Annotated in this window: 22 protein-coding genes; 8 read left to right on the top strand and 14 right to left on the bottom strand. The window is 70.9% G+C overall.

The annotated features are described in order from the left end of the window. The first annotated feature begins 241 nt into the window (after positions 1-241). The 3 genes from K8U61_RS15650 to K8U61_RS15640 all read left to right on the top strand — a co-directional run bounded on the left by K8U61_RS15650 (position 242) and on the right by K8U61_RS15640 (position 3,608). Positions 242-1,600, top strand: coding sequence for an ABC transporter substrate-binding protein (locus K8U61_RS15650; protein ID WP_224123978.1), 1,359 nt, complete (start codon positions 242-244; stop codon positions 1,598-1,600). Positions 1,601-1,707: 107 nt separating this feature from the next. Continuing rightward, on the top strand, positions 1,708-2,676 hold the full coding sequence (locus K8U61_RS15645) for a carbohydrate ABC transporter permease (protein ID WP_224123977.1): 969 nt from the start codon (positions 1,708-1,710) through the stop codon (positions 2,674-2,676). Continuing rightward, on the top strand, positions 2,673-3,608 hold the full coding sequence (locus K8U61_RS15640) for a carbohydrate ABC transporter permease (protein ID WP_224123976.1): 936 nt from the start codon (positions 2,673-2,675) through the stop codon (positions 3,606-3,608). The genes K8U61_RS15645 and K8U61_RS15640 overlap by 4 nt, the downstream gene beginning before the upstream one ends. 22 nt (positions 3,609-3,630) lie before the next feature. On the opposite strand, the gene K8U61_RS15635 is transcribed toward K8U61_RS15640, so the two are convergent. Beyond that, the gene (locus K8U61_RS15635; protein WP_224123975.1) at positions 3,631-5,019 is read right to left on the bottom strand and encodes a GH1 family beta-glucosidase; all 1,389 of its coding nucleotides are present in this window, start codon (positions 5,017-5,019) and stop codon (positions 3,631-3,633) included. A 71-nt stretch (positions 5,020-5,090) separates the two neighbouring features. On the opposite strand from K8U61_RS15635, the gene K8U61_RS15630 reads away from it, so the two are divergent. Further along, complete coding sequence (locus tag K8U61_RS15630; protein WP_224123974.1) at positions 5,091-6,110, top strand: LacI family DNA-binding transcriptional regulator; 1,020 nt, start codon at positions 5,091-5,093, stop codon at positions 6,108-6,110. On the opposite strand, the gene trmB is transcribed toward K8U61_RS15630, so the two are convergent. Then, the gene (gene trmB, locus K8U61_RS15625) at positions 6,076-6,828 is read right to left on the bottom strand and encodes a tRNA (guanosine(46)-N7)-methyltransferase TrmB (RefSeq protein WP_224123973.1); all 753 of its coding nucleotides are present in this window, start codon (positions 6,826-6,828) and stop codon (positions 6,076-6,078) included. The genes K8U61_RS15630 and trmB overlap by 35 nt on opposite strands. On the opposite strand from trmB, the gene K8U61_RS15620 reads away from it, so the two are divergent. Continuing rightward, entirely contained in the window at positions 6,827-8,167 is a 1,341-nt protein-coding gene (locus tag K8U61_RS15620) for an aspartate aminotransferase family protein (RefSeq protein ID WP_263427274.1), read from the top strand. The genes trmB and K8U61_RS15620 overlap by 2 nt on opposite strands. A gap of 19 nt (positions 8,168-8,186) precedes the next feature. On the opposite strand, the gene K8U61_RS15615 is transcribed toward K8U61_RS15620, so the two are convergent. From K8U61_RS15615 to K8U61_RS15575, 9 genes are all read right to left on the bottom strand, one after another. Then, positions 8,187-8,516, bottom strand: a complete 330-nt coding sequence (locus tag K8U61_RS15615; protein WP_224123971.1) for a hypothetical protein — start codon at positions 8,514-8,516, stop codon at positions 8,187-8,189. 35 nt (positions 8,517-8,551) lie between these two features. Then, positions 8,552-9,805, bottom strand: a complete 1,254-nt coding sequence (gene ilvA, locus K8U61_RS15610; RefSeq protein WP_224123970.1) for a threonine ammonia-lyase IlvA — start codon at positions 9,803-9,805, stop codon at positions 8,552-8,554. A gap of 282 nt (positions 9,806-10,087) precedes the next feature. Next, positions 10,088-11,281, bottom strand: a complete 1,194-nt coding sequence (tuf, locus tag K8U61_RS15605) for an elongation factor Tu (protein ID WP_224123969.1) — start codon at positions 11,279-11,281, stop codon at positions 10,088-10,090. A 72-nt stretch (positions 11,282-11,353) separates the two neighbouring features. After that, positions 11,354-13,465, bottom strand: a complete 2,112-nt coding sequence (fusA, locus tag K8U61_RS15600; protein ID WP_308043185.1) for an elongation factor G — start codon at positions 13,463-13,465, stop codon at positions 11,354-11,356. Between the two features lie 74 nt (positions 13,466-13,539). Beyond that, positions 13,540-14,010, bottom strand: coding sequence for a 30S ribosomal protein S7 (gene rpsG / locus K8U61_RS15595; protein WP_224123968.1), 471 nt, complete (start codon positions 14,008-14,010; stop codon positions 13,540-13,542). A 1-nt stretch (position 14,011) separates the two neighbouring features. Then, positions 14,012-14,386 (bottom strand): 30S ribosomal protein S12, encoded by a 375-nt coding sequence (gene rpsL, locus K8U61_RS15590; protein WP_011757353.1) that lies wholly within the window; start codon positions 14,384-14,386, stop codon positions 14,012-14,014. A gap of 133 nt (positions 14,387-14,519) precedes the next feature. Next, complete coding sequence (locus tag K8U61_RS15585; protein WP_224123967.1) at positions 14,520-15,893, bottom strand: MFS transporter; 1,374 nt, start codon at positions 15,891-15,893, stop codon at positions 14,520-14,522. A gap of 10 nt (positions 15,894-15,903) precedes the next feature. Then, on the bottom strand, positions 15,904-16,353 hold the full coding sequence (locus K8U61_RS15580) for a MarR family winged helix-turn-helix transcriptional regulator (RefSeq protein WP_224123966.1): 450 nt from the start codon (positions 16,351-16,353) through the stop codon (positions 15,904-15,906). Between the two features lie 74 nt (positions 16,354-16,427). Beyond that, the gene (locus tag K8U61_RS15575) at positions 16,428-17,861 is read right to left on the bottom strand and encodes an NCS2 family permease (RefSeq protein ID WP_372454274.1); all 1,434 of its coding nucleotides are present in this window, start codon (positions 17,859-17,861) and stop codon (positions 16,428-16,430) included. 211 nt (positions 17,862-18,072) lie between these two features. Here K8U61_RS15575 and K8U61_RS15570 point away from each other — a divergent pair, with 211 nt between their 5' ends. Next, on the top strand, positions 18,073-18,393 hold the full coding sequence (locus K8U61_RS15570) for a DUF2530 domain-containing protein (RefSeq protein WP_224123964.1): 321 nt from the start codon (positions 18,073-18,075) through the stop codon (positions 18,391-18,393). Here K8U61_RS15570 and K8U61_RS15565 read toward each other — a convergent pair. Beyond that, on the bottom strand, positions 18,390-19,166 hold the full coding sequence (locus K8U61_RS15565) for a DUF3027 domain-containing protein (RefSeq protein WP_224123963.1): 777 nt from the start codon (positions 19,164-19,166) through the stop codon (positions 18,390-18,392). The genes K8U61_RS15570 and K8U61_RS15565 overlap by 4 nt on opposite strands. 69 nt (positions 19,167-19,235) lie before the next feature. Between K8U61_RS15565 and K8U61_RS15560 the strand changes: the two genes are divergently transcribed. Next, positions 19,236-20,657 carry an MFS transporter gene (locus K8U61_RS15560; protein WP_224123962.1) on the top strand — a complete coding sequence of 474 codons (1,422 nt, stop codon included), beginning with the start codon at positions 19,236-19,238 and terminating at the stop codon, positions 20,655-20,657. Positions 20,658-20,684: 27 nt separating this feature from the next. Beyond that, positions 20,685-21,413 carry a PASTA domain-containing protein gene (locus K8U61_RS15555; RefSeq protein ID WP_224123961.1) on the top strand — a complete coding sequence of 243 codons (729 nt, stop codon included), beginning with the start codon at positions 20,685-20,687 and terminating at the stop codon, positions 21,411-21,413. Position 21,414: 1 nt separating this feature from the next. Here K8U61_RS15555 and K8U61_RS15550 read toward each other — a convergent pair whose 3' ends face one another. After that, positions 21,415-21,810 (bottom strand): cold-shock protein, encoded by a 396-nt coding sequence (locus K8U61_RS15550; RefSeq protein ID WP_224123960.1) that lies wholly within the window; start codon positions 21,808-21,810, stop codon positions 21,415-21,417. Between the two features lie 55 nt (positions 21,811-21,865). Beyond that, entirely contained in the window at positions 21,866-23,281 is a 1,416-nt protein-coding gene (gene larE, locus K8U61_RS15545; RefSeq protein WP_224123959.1) for an ATP-dependent sacrificial sulfur transferase LarE, read from the bottom strand. Between the last annotated feature and the right edge of the window lie 2 nt (positions 23,282-23,283).

Below are 23,283 nucleotides of genomic sequence, written 5' to 3'. Positions count from 1 at the left end.
AGAGGCGCGGGAGATCGTCCGGTGCAGGCCCGGAGGCGATACGGTTCGTCCCGTTGTGGGAGCGTTCCCACGAAAATGTGACGCGCGTTACAGAATTGTGACCGACGGTCCTTGACGGCGATCCACGTAAACGTTTGCATCAGTCCCGACGGAGCGGGTTTCGGGGCACGCGGACCTGGACGGACCTGCTGACAACGCAGAGAGGGATACATCCATGCGATCACGCAACACGCGCCGAGGGATGGCGGTAGCCGCCTCCCTCGTGACCGCGGGCATCGTCCTCGCCGGCTGTGCGAGCAGCGACAGCGACGGCGGCGGCGAGGCCAGCGGCACCTGGCCCGGAGCGGACAAGTCCGAGTGCTCCGGACTCGAGCAGCTCGCCGACTTCGGTGACCTGAGCGGCAAGAGCGTCTCGATCTACACCTCGATCCTCCCGCCGGAGCAGCAGGCGCAGGAGGACTCCTACAAGCTCTTCACCACCTGCACCGGCGCCGCGGTCAAGTACGAAGGCTCCGACCAGTTCGAGACCCAGCTCTCGGTCCGGGTCAAGGCCGGCAACGCCCCCGACATCGCCTACATCCCGCAGCCGGGCCTCCTCAAGACCCTGGTCGGCTCCGGCGCGGTCGTCGAGGCCCCCTCGCAGGTCAGCGACAACGTCGACAAGTGGTTCGGCGAGGACTGGAAGAGCTACGGCACGGTCGACGGCACGTTCTACGCAGCCCCGCTGGGCGCGAGCGTGAAGTCGTTCGTCTGGTACTCCCCGAAGATGTTCAAGGACAACGGGTGGGACATCCCGGAGACCTGGGACGACATGATGAAGCTGACCGACCAGATCGCCGCCACGGGCATCAAGCCCTGGTGCGCGGGCATCGAGTCCGGCACCGCGACCGGCTGGCCGGCCACCGACTGGCTGGAGGACGTGCTCCTGCGTGACGCCGGCCCGGACGTCTACGACCAGTGGGTCAACCACGAGATCCCCTTCAACGACGACGTCGTCGCGACCGCGCTCGACAAGGTCGGCGCGATCCTCAAGGACCCCAAGTACGTCAACGGCGGCTTCGGTGACGTCGACTCCATCGCCACCACGGCCTTCCAGGACGCGGGCACCCCGATCCTCAAGGGCGACTGCGGCATGATGCGGATGGCGTCCTTCTACGCCGCCCAGTGGCCCGAGGGCACCAAGGTGACCGAGGACGGCGACGTCTTCGCGTTCTACCTCCCGCCGACCAACGACCAGTTCGGCAAGCCGGTCCTCGGCGCCGGCGAGTTCGTGGCCGCGTTCGACGACCGTCCCGAGGTCCAGGCCTTCCAGACCTACCTCTCGACCGACGTCTGGGCCAACGAGAAGGCCAAGGCCACGCCGGGCGGCGGCTGGGTGAGCGCCAACACCGGCCTCGACTCCGCCAACCTGTCGAGCCCGATCGACAAGCTCTCCGCGGAGATCTTCCAGGACCCCGACGCGACCTTCCGCTTCGACGGTTCCGACCAGATGCCCAGCGCCGTCGGCGCCGGCACCTTCTGGACGGAGATGACCGCCTGGATCACCGGCGAGAGCACGTCCGACGCTCTCACCAACATCGAGAACTCCTGGCCCAGCTGACGGGCTGAAAGGCACCGGGGCGGAACCCAACCAGGGGTTCCGCCCCGCTGCCGTCCTCGGGCGGGCGTCGAGGCCCGCACGTTCCACTGACCCAGGACAGGTAGGACATGAGCACATCCGACAAGTTGATCCAGATGGTGATCGCGGTCGTCATCTTCTACGCGGTGATCGCGGTCATCCTGCTGGTCACCCAACGCCTGCGCTCCCGATCGGGCGAGCGCATCCAGGCCGCCGCCTTCCTCGGGCCCTCGCTCCTGCTCATCGGAGTGGGCCTCCTCTACCCCGCCATCGTCACCGTCTGGCAGTCCTTCCACGGCGCGCAGACCTTCGACCCGCCCTGGGTCGGACTCGACAACTACAAGGACCTCTTCACCGACAAGCAGCAGCTCACGGTGCTGCGCAACACGCTCCTGTGGGTGGTCCTCACCCCGATCCTCTCCACCGGCATCGGGCTCGTGTACGCCGTGCTCGTCGACCGGGCCCGGTTCGAGAAGTTCGCCAAGGCCCTGATGTTCCTGCCGATCGCGATCTCGATGGTCGCGGCCTCGATCATCTGGAAGTTCGTCTACGCCTACCGCTCGAACGAGCAGGACCAGATCGGCCTGCTCAACCAGGTCCTCGTGTGGCTGCACCTCGACACCTTCAACTTCCTCCTCGAGGACCCCTGGAACACCTTCTTCCTGATCGTGATCCTGGTCTGGATCCAGTCCGGCTTCGCGATGACGCTGCTGTCGGCCTCGATCAAGGGCATCCCGGACGACATCGTGGAGGCCGCGCGCCTCGACGGCGTCGGCGGCTGGAAGCTCTTCCGGCACATCACCGTCCCGAGCATCCGCCCCTCGCTGATCGTCGTGCTCACCACGATCACGATCGCGACCCTCAAGGTCTTCGACATCGTCCAGACCGCCACGGGCGGCAACTTCAACACCAGCGTCCTGGCCTACGAGTTCTACCGACAGAACTTCGTCTCCGGTAACCAGGGCCTGGCCACCACGATCGCGGTCGTCATCTTCCTGCTGGTCACCCCGGTCGTCATCTACAACATTCGCCAGATGCGAAAGCTGGAGGGCCGATGAGCGCCGCCGACCCCACCACCCCCACGACCGCCGCGCCGGTGTCCGCCGCGGCGGCGGCCCGCGAGGGCCTCACCGGCCGGATCGCCTCGGCGATCGCCGTGGTGATCGCCATCCTCTGGACGATCCCGACGGCGGGCCTGTTCATCTCGTCCTTCCGGCCCGAGGCCGACGTGAAGTCCAACGGCTGGTGGAACGTCTTCACCGACCCGAGCTTCACGCTGAAGAACTACCAGGACGCGTTCAGCGGCGGGTCCAGCAACACCGGCCTGAGCACCAACGTCATCAACTCGATCGTCATCACGATCCCCGCGGTGCTGATCCCGATCAGCCTCGCGACCCTGGCGGCGTACGCCTTCGCCTGGATGAAGTTCAAGGGCCGCGACGTCCTCTTCGTCGCCGTCTTCGCGCTCCAGATCGTGCCGATCCAGGTGACGCTGGTGCCGCTGCTCAGCCTGTACGTCGACCCGCCCTTCAACCTGATGCCGCTCGCGGGCCGCGACGCACCAGCCGGCGGCCTCTACGAGCTGTGGCTCTCGCACACGATCTTCGCGCTGCCCGTCGCGATCTTCCTGCTGCACAACTTCATGCGGGAGATCCCCGGCGAGCTGATCGAGTCGGCCCGGGTCGACGGCGCCGGCCACGTGCAGATCTTCAGCCGGATCATGCTGCCGCTGATGATGCCGGCGATCGCGGCGTTCGGGATCTTCCAGTTCCTCTGGGTCTGGAACGACCTGCTCGTCGCGCTGGTCTTCAGCTCGCCCGAGGTCCAGCCGCTGACGGTCAAGCTCGTCAACCTGGTCGGCGAACGCGGTCAGGACTGGCAGCTGCTCGCGTCGGGCGCGTTCATCTCCCTGGTGATCCCGCTGGTCGTCTTCCTGTCCCTGCAGCGCTACTTCGTCCGCGGTCTGCTGGCCGGCAGCGTGAAGGGCTGACCGGCCGGCAGGCCCCGGTCGATCAGGACGAGGCGGAGGCGATGTGCCCGGCCAGCCAGTGGTAGGAGGCCTTGGGCGTCCGGGTGAGGTCCTTCGGGTCGACGTGCACGATCCCGAAGGTCTTCGTGTAGCCCTCCGCCCACTCGAAGTTGTCGAGCAGGGTCCACACCAGGTAGGCCCGGACGTCGGCTCCGGCGCTCCGGGCCCGCTCGGTGGCGGCGATGTGGTCGCGGAGGTAGTCGATCCGGTCCTGGTCGTCGACCTCCCCGGCGGCACCCTCGACGAGGGTGTCGTCGGGGCACGCGGCGCCGTTCTCGGTGATCACCATCGGCACCCCGCCGGTGCGCTCGTGGGTCTGCAGCAGGATCGCCTCCAGCCCGCTGTCGTCGACCTCCCAGCCGATGTCGGTGCGCGGCTCACGCACGACGAACGACACCGGCGTCACGCCGGGGTAGGCCTCCACCTCGGGGTGGACCGTCAGCGTCGGGTCGGCGAGCGTCGGGCGGAACGGCGTGTAGTAGTTGATGCCGATCCACTCGACCGAGTCGCGGACCAGGTCGAGGTCGCCGTCGCGGACCAGCGCCGGGTCGGCGAGCACCGGTGCGACGCGCAGCAGGCCCTCGTCGTACGCCCCGTCGACCAGGGGCCCGAGCCAGACCCGGTTGCGGACCGCGTCGAGCTCGTCGGCGGCGCCGGCCGCCTCCGGGGTCTCCGGCCAGTACGGCGCGAGGTTGAGCGCGATGCCGAGGTCGGTCACCCCGGCGTCGTGGAGCCGCGCCGCGGCCAGGCCGTGGGCGAGGTTGAGGTGGTGGGCGGCCCGGTGTCCGGCGTCGCCCTCCTTGCGGCCCGGCGCGTGGATGCCGGCGGAGTAGCCCAGGTAGGCCGCGCACCACGGCTCGTTGTGCGTCGCCCACACCTGCACGCGGTCGCCGAGCCGCTCGTGGACGATCATCGCGTAGTCGGCGAACGCCTCGGCGGTGCTCCGCTCGAGCCAGCCGCCCCGGTCCTCCAGCGTCTGCGGGAGGTCCCAGTGGTAGAGCGTCCCGGTCGGCTGCACACCCTGGGCGAGCGCGGCGTCGACGAAGCGGTCGTAGTAGTCCAGCCCGCGCGTCTCCACGCGGCCGGTGCCCTCGGGCAGGATCCGCGACCAGGCGACGGAGAAGCGGTACCACGAGCCGCGGCCGAGACCGGCGACGAGGGCGATGTCCTCGTCGTAGCGGTGGTAGGAGTCGCAGGCGACCGACCCGTCGCGGCCGTCGCGGGTGCTGCCCGGACGCGCGGCGAAGGTGTCCCAGATCGAGGGTCCGCGGCCGTCCTCGTCGGTCGCCCCCTCGATCTGGTACGACGCCGCGGCGGCGCCGAAGGCGAGGGTCGATCCGTCGGGCAGGTGGCGGGTGGGGCGCAGGCTCATGGGACCCACCGTAACGTCTGTACCGCGAAAGTGGGAGCGCTCCCGCACTCTGGTCACCGGAGCCGCCGCTCATGACCGGCATCAAGGACGTGGCCCGCGAGGTGGAGATGTCCACCGCGACCGTCTCGCGCGCGCTGCGCGGCCTGCCCGGGGTCACCGACGAGACCCGGCAGCGGGTCATGGAGGCCGCGCGCCGGCTCGGCTACGTGCCCTCCCCCAGCGCCGCCGGCCTGGCCAGCGGGCAGACCCGCACAGTCGCGGTGGTGGTGCCGTTCGTGACCCGGTGGTTCTTCGCCACGGTGGTCCACGGTGCCGAGCAGGTGCTCCGCGAGCACGGCTACGACCTGCTCCTCTACAACCTCGGCGGCGACCCGGACGCCCGGCACCGGGTCTTCGAGACCAGCCTGCTCACCAAGCGCGTCGACGCCGTGCTCGTGCTCAGCCTGACCCCGACCGAGGACGAGCTGACCCGCCTCTCCGCGCTCGGCCGGCCGGTGATCATCGTGGGCGCGGACATCCCCGGGTGGGCCACCGTCCGCATCGACGACGTCGAGGCCGCCGCCGCGGCGACCCGGCACCTCGCCGACCTCGGACACCGGCGGATCGCCTACATCGGCGGGGCCACCGAGGGTGTCCTCGACTTCACCGCGCCGACCGCTCGGCTGGCGGGCTACCGCCGTACCCTCGCCGACCACGGCCTCCCTCACGACCCGGCGCTGGAGGAGGACGGCGAGTTCACCGTCGCGGGCGGCCTGCGGGCGGGCCGGGCGCTGCTGAGCCTGCCCGACCGGCCGACCGCGGTCTTCGCGGCCTCCGACGAGATGGCGATCGGCGTGCTGCGCGCGGCCCACCAGCTCGGGCTGGAAGTGCCCGAGGACGTCTCCGTGATCGGCATCGACGACCACGAGATGGCCGGCTACTTCGACCTCACCACCGTGGCGCAGTCCGCCGACGAGCAGGGCCGGGTCGCGGCCCGGCAGGTGCTCTGCGCGCTCGACACCTCCGAGTGGAAGCCCGAGCAGGTGATCCTGCCCACCGAGCTGCTGGTCCGGCGGACTACGGCGCCGTACGTCGGTACAGCAGGTCGGTGATCGTGCGGCCGGCCGCGAGGCCCTTGCGCTCGAACCTGGTCACCGGCCGCTCGGCCCAGCGCTCGACGACACCGCCCTCGAGCAGCGGCTCGGCGTCGAGCACCTCGACCATGTGCTCGGCGTAGTCGGCCCAGTCGGTGGCCAGTCGCCACTCCGCCCCGGGCGCGAGACGGCTCGCAGCGAGCCGCGCGAAGTCCGGGTTGACCAGGCGGCGCTTGTGGTGGCGCTTCTTGTGCCACGGGTCGGGGAAGAAGACCCACAGGCCGGCCAGGCTCCCCTCGGCGACGAGGTGCTCCATCGACCACACCGCGTCGACGCTGAGCATCCGCACGTTGGTGAGCCCCGCCTCGCCGATCCGGCCGAGGGTGTCGGCCACGCCGGGCCGCCAGACCTCGAAGGCGACGACGTCGTGGTCCGGCCGTGCCTGGGCCAGCTCGGCCGTCGACTCCCCGATCCCGGCGCCGATCTCGACCAGCAGCGGCGCCTCCCGGCCGAAGAGACCCGGCAGCGAGAAGCCCGGGGTGTCGACCGCCTCGTCGGGGACCCACCACCGCTCGGCGTACGCGTCCCAGGCCTCGGCCTGGCGCGGGGTGAACCGGCTCCCCCTCCGGGAGTAGGTGAGGACCTCGCGCATCCGGCGGCCGTCGTCGGTCAGCTTGTGGTGCGGGCGCGCCGGTCGCACGTGGTCGTCGGGCATGAGGACTATCTTCGCTGCCATGGTCGACCGCTCCCGCATCGCCGCCCTCCTCTCCCAGGAGGAGGACCGCTTCGTCAGCAGCCACCCCCGCTCCGCCGAGCTCGCCGAGGCCGCCCGCGGCCCGCTGCTCGCCGGCGTCCCGATGCCGTGGATGACGAGGTGGCCGGGCCGGTTCCCGGTGTTCTTCGACTCCGCGTCCGGGGCGCGGCTCACCGACGTCGACGGCGTGGAGTACGTCGACCTCTGCCTCGGCGACACCGGTGCGATGACCGGTCACGCGCTGCCGCAGGTCACCGCGGCGCTCACCGAGCGGGCGACCCGCGGGATCACCACGATGCTGCCGTCGGCCGACGCCGTCTGGGTCGGCGAGGAGCTGGCCCGGCGCTTCGGGCTCCCGTCGTGGCAGCTGGCGATGTCGGCGACCGACGCCAACCGCTTCGTGCTCCGCTTCGCCCGTCACCTGACCGGCCGACCGCGGATCGCCGTCATGGACTGGTGCTACCACGGCACCGTCGACGAGACGCTGGCCGTGCTCGACGGCGACCGGGTGGTCCCGCGGCCCGGGGCACTGGGCCCGCAGGTGCCGGTCTCCGAGACCACCGCCGTGGTGCCCTTCAACGACCTCGACGCGCTCGACCGGCGGCTCGCCGAGGGAGACGTCGCGTGCCTGCTGATGGAGCCGGCGCTCACCAACATCGGCATCGTGCTGCCCGAGCCGGGCTACCTCGAGGGCGTCCGCGAGATCACCCGGCGGCACGGCGTGCTCCTCGTCAACGACGAGACCCACACGCTGTGCACCGGTCCGGGCGGCGCGACCGTCGCGTGGGACCTCGAGCCCGACTTCCTCGTGGTCGGCAAGCCGATCGGCGGCGGCATCCCCTGCGCGGCCTACGGCATGAGTGCCGAGGTCGCCGACCGGCTCTCCGGCCCGATGCTCGGGCACGAGATCGACGTCGCCGGGGTCGGCGGCACGCTGACCGGCAACGCGCTCGCGCTGGCCGCGATCCGGGCCACGCTGTCGACCTGCCTGCGCGAGGAGGACTTCGCGGTGGCCGTACCCCTGGCGGAGCGCTTCGCCGCCGGCGTCTCCGGGGTCATCGCCGACGCCGGCCTGCCCTGGCACGTGCAGCGCCTCGGGTGCCGGGCGGAGTACTGGTTCTGCCCGCCGCCCCGCGACGGCGCGGCCGCGGCGGCCGCCGTCGACGAGGAGCTGGAGTCGCTGCTGCACCTGTGGTGCCTCAACCGCGGCGTGCTCCTGACGCCCTTCCACAACATGGCGCTCTTCTCCCCGGCGCACACCGAGGCCGACGTCGACCGGCACACGGAGGTCTTCGCCGAGGCGGTCGCCGCGCTCGGCTGATCCGGGAGGCCGGCCGGGCTCAGCCGACGGAGCCGGCGACGCCCGCGACGACGAAGATGCCGAGGAAGCCGACCAGGACGAGCAGCGAGATCCCGATCAGGATCGTGCCGATGATGCCGCAGATCCGGCCGGCGTTGACGTTGCTGCGGCCGCCGAGCTGGCCGCCGCTCGCGTCGATCTCGCGGAGCACCCGGTTGCCCATCACCCAGGCGACCGGCGAGATCACCTGGCAGACCACCAGACCCAGGATGCCGAGCACGAGCACGGTCGTGGCCTGGGGGTGGTCCGGCGGCGGCCCGTAGTAGGGCTGCTGCGGATAGCCGTACGGCGGAGGCGGCTGCTGGCTCACCCGGGCATCGTGCCAGATCGGTCGGTCGCGCCTCGTCACATGAGGAACGTGAAGAGCGGCGAGCCGGGCGGGACCCGCTCGATGGTGAGCGGGCTGGCGTCCATCCGGTCGAGCAGGCCCGCGAGGCCAGCGGCGGCCTCGAGCTCGATGCCGACCAGCGCCGGGCCGGTCTCCCGGTTGTTCTTCTTGACGTAGTCGAAGACCACGATGTCCTCGCCGTCGGCGAGCACGTCGGCGAGGAAGTGCCGCAGCGCACCGGGCTCCTGGGGGAAGGACACCAGGAAGTAGTGGCGCAGGCCCTGGTGGACCAGCGAGCGCTCGACGATCTCGCCGTACCGGCTCACGTCGTTGTTGCCGCCGGAGACGATGCAGGCGACGAGGGCGTCGGCCGGGAAGGTGCCCGCGAGCTCGCGGACGGCGGCGCTCGCGAGCGCGCCGGCGGGCTCCGCGATGATGCCCTCGACCTGGTAGAGGTCGAGCATCTCGGTGCAGACCGCGCCGGCCTCGACCGTCACGACCTCGTCGACCAGGTCGCGGACGATCGGGTAGGTCACCTCACCCACCCGGCCCACCGCCGCACCGTCGACGAAGGTGTCGACCTCCTCGAGTGCCACCGGCCCACCGGCGGCGAGCGCGGCGGTCATGCTCGCCGCGCCGTCCGGCTCGACCCCGACGATGCGGACACCCGGGTGCCGTTCGCGCAGCCAGACGGCGAGCCCGGCGACCAGGCCGCCGCCGCCCACCGGGACGACGACGGTGTGCAGCGGGCCGGGCGCCTGCTCGACCAGCTCGGGCGCGATCGTGCCCTGCCCGGCGATGGTGCGCGGGTCGTCGAACGGCGGCACGTAGACCGCACCGGTGCGCTCGGAGTCGGCGTGCGCGGCCGCGCCGGCGACGTCGTACGTGCTCCCCTCGACGACGAGCTCGACGAGCCCCTGGCCGAGCGCCAGGATGCGCTGCCGCTTCTGCCGGGGCGTGTTGCCGGGCACGTAGACCCGGCCGCGCACCCCGAGCCGCGCACAGCTCCACGCCAGGCCCTGCCCGTGGTTGCCCGCGCTCGCGCACACGACGCCGCGGGCGCGCTCCTCGTCGGTGAGGCCGCTGATCAGGTGGAAGGCGCCGCGCACCTTGTAGGACCGCGTGAGCTGCCGGTTCTCGCGCTTGAGCAGGACCGTCGCGCCGACGACCCCGCTGAGCCGCTCGCTGTGCTCGAGCTCGGTGCGGCGTACGACGGGGCGCAGCACCTCGGCCGCGGCCTCCACTGCTGCTGCATCGACTGGTCCCGGCACAGCCCGACCCTATGCGTCCGCGCCAGTGTCGACGGCAGCGGGCTGGGGCTCGTGCCTCGCCTGCCTCACTCGCCGCAGCTTCATCAAGGGATGAGGGTGGACCTGCAGGGGTGTCGGTGCGCCTTCACCCCTTGATGAAGCGTCACTCCCCTCGCTGAACTCATCGTGGGAAGTGACGCTTCGCCCTCATCCCGTGATGAAACGACAGACGCATGGGGCAGGAGATGCAGAACGGCCCCGGACCGTGAGGTCCGGGGCCGCGCTGGTTGCTTCTAGGTCAGATCACTTGGTGATCTTGGTGACCCGGCCGGCGCCGACGGTGCGGCCACCCTCACGGATCGCGAAGCGGAGACCCTCGTCCATGGCGATCGGCTGGATCAGCTCGACGGCCATCTCCGTGTTGTCGCCCGGCATGACCATCTCGGTGCCCTCGGGGAGGGTCACGACGCCGGTCACGTCGGTGGTACGGAAGTAGAACTGCGGGCGGTAGTTGTTGAAGAACGGCGTGTGACGGCCGCCCTCCTCCTTCGAGAGGATGTAGACCGAGGCCTCGAAGTTGGTGTGCGGGGTCGTGGTGCCCGGCTTGATGACGACCATGCCGCGCTCGACGTCCTCGCGCTTGGTGCCGCGGAGGAGCAGACCGACGTTCTCGCCCGCCTGGCCCTCGTCGAGCAGCTTGCGGAACATCTCGACGCCGGTGACGGTCGACTTCTGCGAACCCTCGCGGATGCCGACGATCTCGACCTCCTCGCCGACCTTGACGATGCCGCGCTCGATGCGACCGGTGATGACGGTGCCACGACCGGTGATCGTGAAGACGTCCTCGACCGGCATCAGGAACGGCTTGTCGGTCTCGCGCTCCGGGGTCGGGATGTACTCGTCGACCGCGTTCATGAGCTCGAGGACGGACTCGCCCCACTTGGCGTCGCCGTTGAGGGCCGGGAAGGCCGCCACGCGCACGACCGGGATGTCGTCGCCCGGGAACTCGTACTCGGAGAGGAGCTCGCGCACCTCCATCTCGACGAGCTCGATGAGCTCCTCGTCGTCGACCATGTCGCACTTGTTCAGGGCGACGACCAGGGCGGGCACGCCGACCTGGCGGGCGAGCAGCACGTGCTCACGGGTCTGCGGCATCGGGCCGTCGGTGGCGGCGACCACGAGGATCGCGCCGTCCATCTGGGCCGCGCCGGTGATCATGTTCTTGATGTAGTCGGCGTGACCGGGGCAGTCGACGTGCGCGTAGTGGCGCGCCTCGGTCTGGTACTCGACGTGCGCGATCGAGATGGTGATACCGCGCTGACGCTCCTCGGGAGCCTTGTCGATCTCGTCGAACGGCGTGAACGGGTTCAGGTCCGGGTACTTGTCGTGCAGGACCTTGGTGATCGCGGCAGTCAGGGTGGTCTTGCCGTGGTCGATGTGACCGATCGTGCCGATGTTGACGTGCGGCTTGGTCCGCTCGAACTTCGCCTTAGCCACTGGGGCTCCTCCTGGTGTGGGTTGTTACTTGACTCGTACTTGCTGGGTGTTACTGCCGAGGGCCTCGGGCGACTACTCGCCGCGGACCTTCTTGATGATCTCGTCGGCGATGTTCGTGGGAACCTCGGCGTACGAGTCGAACTCCATCGAGTACGAAGCCTGGCCCGAGGTCTTGGACCTCAGGTCGCCAACGTACCCGAACATCTCGGACAGCGGCACGAGGGCGTTGATGACCATGTCACCGTGACGCTCCTCCTGTGCCTGGATCTGGCCGCGTCGGCTGTTGATGTCGCCGATGACGGTGCCGAGGAAGGTCTCCGGCGTCGTCACCTCCACGGCGAACATCGGCTCGAGCAGCACGGGCTTCGCCTGGCGGACGGCCTCCTTGAAGGCCGCGTTGCCGGCGATCTTGAACGCGAGCTCGGAGGAGTCGACGTCGTGGTAGGCGCCGTCCTCGAGCGCGACCTTCACGTCGACCATCGGGTAGCCGGCGAGAACACCGAACTCCATGGCCTCCTGGGCGCCCTGGTCCACCGACGGGATGTACTCGCGCGGGACGCGACCACCGGTGACGTTGTTGACGAACTCGTAGCCGGCGCCGGTGCCGGTCTCCGGGTCGATGCTCGGCTCGACCGAGATGACGACCTTCGCGAACTGACCCGAACCACCGGTCTGCTTCTTGTGCGTGTAGCTGTGGTTCTTGACCTCGCGGCGGATGGTCTCGCGGTAGGCGACCTGCGGCTTGCCGACGGTGGCCTCGACGCGGAACTCGCGCTTCATCCGGTCGACCAGGATCTCCAGGTGGAGCTCGCCCATGCCGGCGATGATGGTCTGGCCGGTCTCCTCGTCGGTCTTGACCGTGAAGGTCGGGTCCTCGTCGGAGAGACGCTGGATCGCGAGGGAGAGCTTCTCCTGGTCGCCCTTGGTCTTGGGCTCGATCGCGACCTCGATCACCGGGGCCGGGAACGTCATCGACTCGAGGACGACCTGGTTGTTCGGGTCGCTCAGGGTGTGACCGGTCTTGGTGTCCTTCAGACCCATGACGGCCACGATCTGGCCGGCGCCGACCGACGCGATCTCCTCACGCTTGTTGGCGTGCATCTGGTAGACCTTGCCGATCCGCTCCTTCTTGCCGTTGACCGAGTTGACCACGGTCGAGCCGGCCTCGAGCTTGCCCGAGTAGACGCGGACGTAGATCAGCTTGCCGAGGTGCGGGTCCGAGGCGATCTTGTAGGCCAGGCCGGAGAACGGCTCGTCGTCGGCGGGCTTGCGGGAGATCTCGGTCTCCTCGTCGCCCGGCTTGTGGCCGATGATCGCGTCGATGTCGAGCGGCGACGGCAGGAACTTCACGACCGCGTCGAGCAGGGGCTGGACGCCCTTGTTCTTGAACGCGGTGCCGCACAGGACCGGGTTGAGCTTGTCGGCCAGGGTGGCGCGACGGATCGCGGCCTCGAGCTCCTCGACGGTGAAGTCCTCGCCCTCGAGGTACTTCTCCATGACGGCGTCGTCGGCCTCGGCGAGGGTCTCGAGGAACTTCTCGCGGTACTCGGCGGCCTGCTCGGCCATGTCCGCGGGGATCTCCTCGACCTCGTAGTCCTCACCCATCTTGGTCTCGCCGCGCCAGGTCAGGGCACGCATGCCGACCAGGTCGACGACACCGAGGAAGTCGGCCTCCGCGCCGATCGGCAGCTGGAGGACGAGCGGGGTGGAGTTGAGGCGCTCGACCATCATGTCCACGCAGCGGAAGAAGTCCGCGCCGGTGCGGTCGAGCTTGTTCACGAAGCACATCCGGGGCACGGAGTACTTGTTGGCCTGCCGCCACACGGTCATGGTCTGCGGCTCGACGCCGGCCACGCCGTCGAAGACGGCGACGGCGCCGTCGAGGACGCGCAGCGAGCGCTCGACCTCGGCGGTGAAGTCGACGTGACCGGGGGTGTCGATGATGTTGATCTGGTGGTTCTTCCACCAGCAGGTCGTCGCGGCGGACGTGATGGTGATGCCGCGCTCCTGCTCCTGCTCCATCCAGTCCATCGTGGCAGCGCCCTCGTGGACCTCACCGATCTTGTAGGTGATGCCGGTGTAGAACAGGATGCGCTCGGTGGTGGTGGTCTTACCGGCGTCGATGTGCGCCATGATGCCGATGTTGCGGACCTTGTTGAGGTCCGTGGTGATGTCGACAGCCACTGTGTTCAGCGTTCCTTAGAAAGTCGGAAGTTCCGGGTGGGAGCGCGGGCGACGGTCGTCGCCCGCGCCCGTGGTCACCAGCGGTAGTGCGCGAAGGCCTTGTTGGACTCGGCCATCTTGTGGGTGTCCTCGCGCTTCTTCACCGCGGCACCGAGGCCGTTGGAAGCGTCGAGGATCTCGTTCATGAGGCGCTCGGACATCGTCTTCTCGCGACGGTCCTGGGCGTAGCCGACCAGCCAGCGCAGCGCGAGCGTGGTGCCGCGCGTGCCCTTGACCTCGATCGGGACCTGGTACGTCGCGCCGCCGACGCGGCGGGACTTGACCTCGATGGCGGGCTTGACGTTGTCGAGCGCGCGCTTGAGCGTGACGACCGGGTCGGTGCCGGTCTTCTCGCGGCAGCCCTCGAGGGCGGTGTAGACGATGCGCTGGGCGACCTGCTTCTTGCCGTCCTTCAGCACCTTGGAGACGAGCTGGGTGACCAGCTGCGACCCGTAGACCGGGTCGACGTCGATCGGCCGCTTCGGGGCCGGACCCTTGCGCGGCATGTCAGCTCTTCTCCTTCTTGGCGCCGTAGCGGCTGCGAGCCTGCTTGCGGTTCTTCACGCCCTGGGTGTCGAGCGTGCCGCGGATGATCTTGTAGCGGACACCGGGGAGGTCCTTCACCCGGCCGCCGCGGACGAGCACGATCGAGTGCTCCTGGAGGTTGTGACCGACACCCGGGATGTAGGCCGTGACCTCGACGCCGCTCGAGAGGCGCACACGGGCGACCTTGCGGAGGGCGGAGTTCGGCTTCTTCGGGGTGGTGGTGTAGACGCGGGTGCAGACGCCACGGCGCTGCGGAGACCCCTTCAGGGCAGGCGTCTTGTTCTTCGACACCTTGTCCTGGCGGCCCTTGCGGACCAGCTGCTGAATGGTGGGCACCGAGTGGTTCCCCTTCTTGTCACTCTCAGTACGGGCGCTCTACCCGCACGGTGGTGTTGCCGCGTCCGGGTGGTGCGTTCGCCACCAGCCCCTGCTCGCCCCCGAGGTCGGGCGTGTCGCCCTACCGCCGCTGTCAGCGGGACCCGGCGAGGGTCTCGTCGACTGGGCTTTCCGCGCCGGAGACGGGGTCCTGTTCCCCCGACTGATTCCGGGCACGCGCAGTGGCTGGGTTGTCCCAGACACGAGGAAAGAGGTTACTCGGGTGCCCAACACCGGTCAAAACGCTGCGAGCACCGCCTCGCATGCGGGCGAACACGGCTAGTGCCAAGAGTACGCCGGCGATGGTGAGGACCCCGCCGAGGATGAAGGTCCAGCGGGCTCCGAGGTGCTGGCCGACCCAGCCGATGATGGGGGCGCCGATGGGCGTCCCGCCCATCACGATCGTGAAGTAGAAGGCCATCACCCGGCCCCGGATCTCCGGCGGCGACTCCAGCTGCATGGTCGCGTTGGCGGAGTTGAGCATGGTGAGGGTGCAGAAGCCGATCAGCGGGCAGAAGAGCGCGAACGCGACGTACGACGGGAGCAGCCCGGCCACGATCTCGGCCACCCCGAAGCCGATCGCGGCCGCCACGAGCAGGCGCAGCCGGATCCGGACCCGGCGGGCCGCCAGCAGGGCGCCGGTCAGCGAGCCGACCGCGAGGGCCGAGCCGAGGATGCCGTACTCCCCCGCGCCCTTGCCGAAGACCTCGGTGGCCATCAGCGCGGAGGTGATCTGGAAGTTCATGCCGAAGGTGCCGGCGAAGAACACGATGATCAGGATCATCACCATCTTCGGCTGGCTCCGGACGTAGCGGACGCCCTCCACGATCATCCCGGGCCGGCGGCCCCGCGGCTCCGGCGAGGACAGGCGGGCGGTGTTCATCCGCTCGAGCTGGGCGATCACCGCGATGTAGGAGACCGCGTTGACCAGGATCACCCACCCGGTGGCCTCGGCGCCGCCGCCCAGGGCGCCGATCATCAGGCCGGCGAGCGCCGGGCCGAGCACGCGGGCCGCGTTGAAGGCCGCGGAGTTGAGGCCGACGGCGTTGGTGAGGTCGTCCTGGCCGACCATCTCGGAGACGAAGGACTGCCGGGCGGGCGCGTCGAAGGCGGCGCCGATGCCGAAGACGAACGCGATGGCGTAGACCATCCAGGTCTCGGCGACCCCGAGGACGGCGACCAGACCCAGGATCAGCGCGGCCAGCGCCATCGTCGCCTGAGTCACCTGGAGCAGCCGGCGCTTGGGGAAGCGGTCGGCGACCACCCCGGCGTACGGGCTGAGCAGCAGCACCGGGAGGAACTGCAGTCCGGTGGTGATGCCGAGCTCGGTGCCGCTGTTGCCGGGGAGGTGGAGCACCAGCCAGTCCTGTGCCACGCGCTGCATCCAGGTGCCGACGTTCGACACCACGCTGCCGGCGAAGTAGAGCCGGTAGTTGGGGATGCGGAGGGCGCGGAAGGTGGGGCTCATGTGGTGGTGATCAGTCCTTCTGGGCGAGGGCTTCGAGAAGTGGGGCGGCCCGGCGGAGCACGTCGCGCTCCTGGGGCGAGAGCTCGACCAGGCGCTGGGCGAGCCAGGCGTCGCGGCGGTCGCGGTCGGCGAGCACGCGCTCACGACCCTGGTCGGAGAGCTCGACGACGACCTGGCGACCGTCGGTCTCGTGCGGGCGGCGTACGACGTCGCCGGACTCCTGGAGGCAGTTGACCGTGCGGGTCATGGAGGGCGGCTGCACGCGTTCGGCGGCGGCGAGCTCGCCCAGGGTCAGGGCGCCGCGACGGGCGAGGACGCCGAGCACGCCCATCTGGGCGATGCTCAGCTCGTTGTCCGGGTGGCGCTCGTTGGCCAGCCGCCGGCGCAGGCGCATGACGCTGAGCCGCAGCTCGGCGGCAAGTCCTGCGTCCGTCCGGACGGCGCTCTCCACGGTGGGCATATCGTTAGCATAACTCATTACCTGTGCTAACTATTCCGGCGCCGACCCGGCCGAAGGTCGCTGCCGGGTCGGCGTCAGGTGAGCCAGCTGGTGAGCGGGTTGATGAAGAAGTAGACGAGGAAGAGCGCGGAGATCACCCACAGGAGCGGGTGGATCGAGCCGACCTTGCCCGTGGCGATCTTGATCAGCACGTAGGCGAGGAAGCCGGCGCCGATGCCGACGGTGATCGAGTAGGTGAAGGGCATCAGGACGATGGTGAGGAACGCCGGGATGGCGATCTCCAGGTCGTTCCAGTCGATGCCGCGGACCTGCTGCATCATCAGGAAGCCGACCAGGACCAGCGCGGGCACGGCCGCCTCGGACGGAATGATCGCGACCAGCGGCGCCGCGAAGACCGACACCAGGAAGAGCAGCCCGGTGACGACCGAGGCGAGGCCGGTGCGGGCGCCCTCGCCCACGCCGGAGGCCGACTCGATGTAGGAGGTGTTCGACGAGACGCCCGCGGCGCCACCGGCGGCCGCGGCGAGTGAGTCGACGACCAGGATCCGGCGGGTGTTGGGCGGGGTGCCGTCCTCCTGCAGCAGCCCGGCCTCGGCGCCGATCGCGGTCATCGTGCCCATCGTGTCGAAGAAGTCGGCGAGCAGGAGCGTGAAGACCAGGAGCAGTGCGGTCACGACGCCGACCCGGTCGAAGGAGCCGAGCAGGCTGAAGTGGCCGACGGTGCCGAAGTCCGGGGAGTCGAAGACCTTGTCCGGCCACGCGGGGACGTTGAGGCTCCAGCCCTTCGGGTTGTCCGCCGAGGCGGCGCCCAGGTCGGCGATCGCCTCGACGACGATCGCCAGGACCGTCGTGGCGATGATCGAGATGAGGATCGCGCCGCGGACCTTCTTGACCCACAGCACGATGACCAGTGCGAGGCCGACCGCGAAGACCAGCACCGGCCAACCGGACAGCTGGCCGGTCGCGCCGAGCTGGACGGGGACGGTGGTGTTGGCGGCGTCCGGGATGCGGTGGACGAAGCCGGAGTCGACGAAGCCGATCAGCGCGATGAAGAGGCCGATGCCGACCGAGATCGCGATCTTGAGCTGGGCGGGTACGGCGTGGAAGACCGCCTCCCGGAAGCCGGTGAGCACCAGCACCAGGATCACCAGGCCCTCGATCACCACCAGGCCCATCGCGTCGGCCCAGGTCATCTGGGTGGCGATGGAGAACGCCACGAACGCGTTGAGGCCGAGGCCGGTGGCGAGTGCCATCGGGTAGTTGGCGACCAGACCCATGAGGATGGTCATCACGCCGGCCACGAGCGACGTACCGGCGGCGATCATCGCGAGGTTCGGCTCACCGCCGCCACCGAGGTAGTGGCCGTCGGCGTCCTGGGCGAAGCCGAGGATCAGCGGGTTGAGCACGATGATGTAGGCCATCGTGAAGAAGGTGACGAAGCCGCCTCGCACCTCCCGTCCGACGGTCGAGCCACGCTGGGAGATCAGGAACAGGCGGTCGATGCTCACGATCGCCCAGCATCCCATCGTGGCGGGCGGTCGACCAGCGCGGGTCCTCGTCCGGCGCCGTCGCGAGCGGGCTCGCGCGCCGGGCTGGCAAGGCGGAGGGGCGAAGGCGGGCCGGAGGCCCGTCGAGTCGCCGACAACGCAGCCAGGTCGGATGCGCGGGCCTGCGGAGCAGGCGCTCCCGGACAAGGAGCCGTGCCGTAGCGTGGGTCGGGTGGAGCCGCAGGACGACCGGCCGATGACGCACGAGATCGGCAACCGCACCTTCTTCGTCGCCGACGTGGAGCCGCTCGACGTCGACGGCGTACGGACCGTCGAGGTCGGCTCGGCGCTGTGGCTGCTCGGCTTCCTCGGCCTGCTGCCGTTCTACGGTCGGCTCGAGGACTCGGGCCACGTGTGGTGGCTGTGGACCTGCCTGGCCGGCTTCGGCCTGGGGCTGTGCGGCCTGGAGTACTGCCGTCGCCGGCGGGTGGCCCGGCTCGCGGGCGTCGAGGACCCGGGCGACCCAGGTGGCCCGGACGAGCCGATCGTCTAGAGCGACTCGAGCTCGTCGGGCGTGATCGTGTCGAAGACCGGCTCCGGCAGCGGCTGCGGCTCGTGCCGCTTGGCCAGCCGCACCTCGGAGTGGGCGCCGCAGCCGTGGTCGAGGGACACGATCCGGCCGTCGTCGTTGGCGTCGCCGTTGGCGCAGACGCCGAAGGTCTCGGCCAGCGGGCCGGCGATCCGCATCAGGAAGCCGCAGGTCGTGCACTGGTCCGGGGCCGAGCGGGCGAGCTGCGACTCGGGGCCGCCGTCGCCGTCGTACCAGCGCTGCGCGGCGAGGTCACGGCCCTCGACGGAGAGGGTGCGGACCCGGCCGAGGCCGAGGTCCTTCGCGACCGCGCGGACCTGCGCCTTGTCGTCGGCGTCGAGCGGGTCGTCGCCGAAGGAGTACGTCGGGACCAGCCGCGGGTCGTCGTCGTCGACGGGGAGCAGGTCGCCCGGCGACAGGTCGCCCGGCTTGATCCGCTCGCGGTAGGGCACCCAGGCCGGGGCCACGATCGCGCCCTCGCCCGGGACGAGGACGACCTCGTCGACGGTGACCTCCTTGGCGCGGCTCGCCCGGGCCACGGTGACCGACCACTGCCAGCCGACGTACCCGGAGCGTGCGCAGGCGAAGAGGTGGGTGACGACCCGCTCGCCCTCGACGACGTGGCCGAGGTGGTCGCCGACGTCGGCGGGGTCCACCTCGGCGACCAGGGCGGCGCGCGCGACGTCGACGGCCGCGACCGCGGCGGAGTCGGGCTTCGGGCGTGCGGTGGTGATCACGGGGAAATGATGACCCATGGGCCGTGGTGATGTCAGGTCGGGTCAGGCCACAGCAGGCAGGATGGGGACATGAGCACCCCGCCCTCCGCCTCGTCGAGCGACGAGCAGCGCTGGCGCGACCCGCACCCGGAGACGCGCGCCGGGGCGGACGCGACCGAGGAGGGACGGGGCGCCAAGGTGGCCCGCGGGCTCGGCGCGACGGCGCGCGCGACCGGCCGGGCCGGCCGCTACACGATGCGCCAGGCGCGGCGTGCGGCCGAGGCCCAGGGCGCGGGCGAGTCCGGCCTGTCCCGGCTGATCCAGATGCACTTCTTCAACACCGCCGGCGACGCCGCGGTGGCGATCTCCCTGGCCGGCACCCTCTTCTTCACCGTGCCGTCGGGCGAGGCGCGCGGCCAGGTCGCGCTCTTCCTCGGCCTGACGATGCTGCCCTTCGCGATCGTGGCGCCGCTGATCGGCCCCTTCCTCGACCGCTTCGCGCACGGCCGCCGGTGGGCGATCGGCGCGACGATGGCCATCCGGGCGTTCCTCTGCTGGGTGCTGGCCGGCGCCGTGGTCACCGAGTCGGTCTGGCTCTTCCCGGCCGCGCTGGGCGTGCTCGTCGCGTCCAAGGCGTACGGCGTGACCCGCGCGGCCGCCGTACCCCGCCTGCTGCCGGAGGACTTCACGCTCGTGAAGGCCAACGGGCGGGTGTCGATGTCCGGCATCGTCGGCGTCGCGGTCTCCGCCCCGATCGCCGGCCTGGCCTCGCTGGCCGGCCCCGAGTGGGTGCTGCGCTACGCCTTCCTGCTCTTCGTGGCCGCCACGATCGGCGCGATCCGACTCCCCTCGCGGGTCGACTCGAGCGAGGGCGAGGGCGACCTGCTGCTCCGTGAGGGCGCCGAGAGCGGGGCCCGGACCGGCAGCATGCGGATCCCGCCCGCGGTCGCCTACGGCCTCCGCGCCAACTGCGCGCCCCGGTGGCTGTCGGGCTTCCTCATCATGTTCATGGCCTTCCAGCTGCGCGAGAACCCGCTCGACGGCTGGAGCGTCGAGGTCCTGACCGCGCTGGTGGTCGGCGGTGCCGCCGCCGGCAACTTCCTCGGCGTGGTCGCGGCCTCGGTGCTGAAGAAGATCAACCCCGCCGTCACGGTGACGGGCGTGATGGTCGCCGACATCGGTGTCGCCGTCTTCGCCTTCCTCCTGTACGGCGTGGTCGCGCTGGTGCTGCTCGGCCTGGTGGCCGGGCTCGGCCAGGCCCTGGCGAAGTTCTCCCTCGACGCGACCATCCAGCGCGACGTACCCCACCGCGTGCAGGCCAGCGCGTTCGCGCGCAGCGACACCACGCTCCAGCTGGCCTGGGTCATCGGTGGCTTCATCGGCATCGCGATGCCGCTGGACCCGCCGCGGCTCGGCCTGGGGGTCGCGGTCGGCGTGCTGGTCGCGTGGGGCGCCTTCGTCCTCACCCGGACCCCGCGCCGGATGGCGCGTCAGGTGGCGACCGGGAACTGACCCGGCCCGGGCGCCGTCCATCCCGGCATGAGGATCCCGCTCGTCGCCCTGGTCGCCACGGCCGGCCTGCTCCTGGTCGCCTGCGGGGGCGACTCGACCGAGGCCGAGGCACCCGACGGCACCCGCTGGGTCGGCTCGGGCCGGGTCGTCGTCGCCGTACCGGACTGGTGGACCACCGGCGAGACCCGGTGCCTCCTCCCGGTGGAGGACACCGTCTACTGGGACTCCGGCGCCGTCGCCGACTGTGCCGACGTGCCGGCTCGCTCCGAGGTCCGCGAGGCCTCGACGCTCGCGGTGCTCGACGCCGAGCACGGGTACGCCGAGCACCTGCTCACGCAGATGGACCCGGCCGGCGCGGTCGACGGGCGCGAGGTGGTCGAGCTCGACGGCTGCGACGCGTGGATCCCGGACGTGTGCCGCCACGTCTTCGCCGTCCCGTCCGAGCACGTCGTGCTCGCCGTGACGATCGCCGACGAGGCGGACGGCGACTACCAGGAGATCCGCGACTCGCTGCGGATCCTGCCGGACGGACGGACGACCGTCCCGCTCGACATCCACGGGACCACGCCCACCTGGGGTGCCGAGCCGGCGTACGTCGACCACCTCACCCGCGCGCTCGAGGACGCCGGGCTGCAGGTCGAGGTCGCGACCATCCCGGCCGAGGACCTGACGCCGGGGAGCCTGCTCGAGGTCGAGCCGGCGCTGGGCAGCGTGGTCGACGAGGGCGCGACGGTGACCGTCACCGTCGCCGGATGAGTCAGCTCTCGAGCTCGTCGGCGAGCGCGCGGAGCAGCTTGGCGACGGCTCGGCCCTCGCTGCGCTCCGGGTGGCGGCCGTGGCGGTAGGACTCGCCGACCTGGTCGAGCACCCGGATCAGGTCCTCGACGATCGGGGCCATCTCGTCGGGCTTCTTGCGCTTGGCGTCGCGCTGGTTGCGCGCGACGGACTGCTGCTTGTCGAGGACCCGCACCTGCAGCGCCTGCTCACCCTTGCGGCCCTGGGCGATGCCGAACTCGACGCGCGTGCCCGCCTTGAGGGCGGTGGTGCCCTCGGGCAGCGCCTCGGCGCGCACGTAGACGTCGGGGCCGTCCTCCTGCGACAGGAAGCCGAAGCCCTTCTCGGCGTCGTACCACTTCACCTTGCCAGTGGGCACGGGTCTGACCTCTTCTTGCTTGGCGGATGCTGCGGCGGTGCCGCGCCGACAGAGTCTAGAGGGCTTCGTTCATCGAACCCGAACGGAATCCGCGGGCATCGACCTCGGCGGCCCCGAAGCCGGCATCGCGTACGCCGGCGAGCACGACCGCCTCGACGTCCGGGGCGAGCGGCAGCAGGGCGGCGTCGACCTCGACGGAGGCGCGGTCGCCGAGGTCGCGGACCCGGAGGTTGACCAGCCCGGCGTCGGCGAGCGCGGCCCGGGCGGCGACCTCGGCCCGCTCGACGCGGCCGAGCCGCTGCGGGGTGACCTCGACGCCGTACGCGATCCGCGAGGAGAGGCAGGCGGCGGCGGGCTTGTCCCACGTGGGCAGGTCCCACCGCAGCGAGGCGGCACGGACCTGGGCCTTGGTCAGCCCGGCGTCGCGCAGCGGCGCGATCGCGCCCCGCTCGGCGGCCGCGCGGATGCCGGGGCGGAAGCCCGCGACCGCGTCGTCGGCGTTGGTGCCGGTGGCGACGTGGGCGAGCCCGCGCTCGGCCGCGATCGGGGTGAGGACGTCGAGCAGCTCGGCCTTGCAGAAGTAGCAGCGGTCGCCGCCGTTGGCGCGGTAGCCCTCGCGGTCCATCTCGTGGGTCTCGGGGGTGAGCACCTCGACGCCGAGGCTCGCCGCGAACTCGCGGGCGGGGTCGCGCTCGGACATCGGCAGCGCGTGGGAGTAGCCGGTCGCGGCGGCGACGTTGCCGGGGCCGAGTGCGCGGACGGCGGCGGCCAGCAGCATCGCGCTGTCCGCCCCGCCGCTGTAGGCGACCAGCACGGACTCCCGCTCGCGCAGGTCGGCCTCGAGCGCGGCCAGGCGCAGGTCGAGGACGTGCTCGTCGAGCCAGGCCGGGAGGTCGGTGAGGCTGTCGAGGATCACGTGGGTGCCCGCGGCCTCGAGCTCCGCGCGGGTGCAGCCGCCGGTGAGCACCGAGACGCTGAGCGCCCCCGCGGCCAGCGCGCCCTCGACGTCGTGGACGTGGTCCCCGACGTAGACGCTGGCGCCCTCGCGACGCAGCACGTCGGCCTTGCCGACGCCCCAGACCCAGCCCTCGAGCAGGTCGTGGTCGAGGCCGAGGTGGTCGAGGTGGAGCTGGGCGTTGGGGGCGTACTTGCCGGTGACCACCACCACCCGGCCGCCGTGCCGGCGTACGGCGGCCAGGGCGTCGTGGGCACCCGCGAACGCCGGCGTGCCGGCGATCGCGTGGTCGGGGTAGAGCGCGCGGAAGCGGTCGCCCGCGGCCGGGATCGCCTCGGCGTCGAGGTAGGGCTCGAGCAGCATGTCGAGCGGCGGCCCGAGCCGCTTGGTCATCTCCTCGACCGGGAACTCGACCTCGAGCTCCGCGCCCAGCGCGGCCAGCACGTCGCGGAAGCCCGGCGCGGTGTCGATCAGCGTCATGTCGAGGTCGAACCCCACGACGAGCTGATCTGGCATGG

It is taken from the genome of Nocardioides mangrovi, from assembly GCF_020073815.1.
Taxonomy (GTDB): Bacteria; Actinomycetota; Actinomycetes; order Propionibacteriales; family Nocardioidaceae; genus Nocardioides; species Nocardioides mangrovi.
Note: the sequence above shows the minus strand (reverse complement) of the source record. Positions and strands in the feature narration are given on the sequence as shown.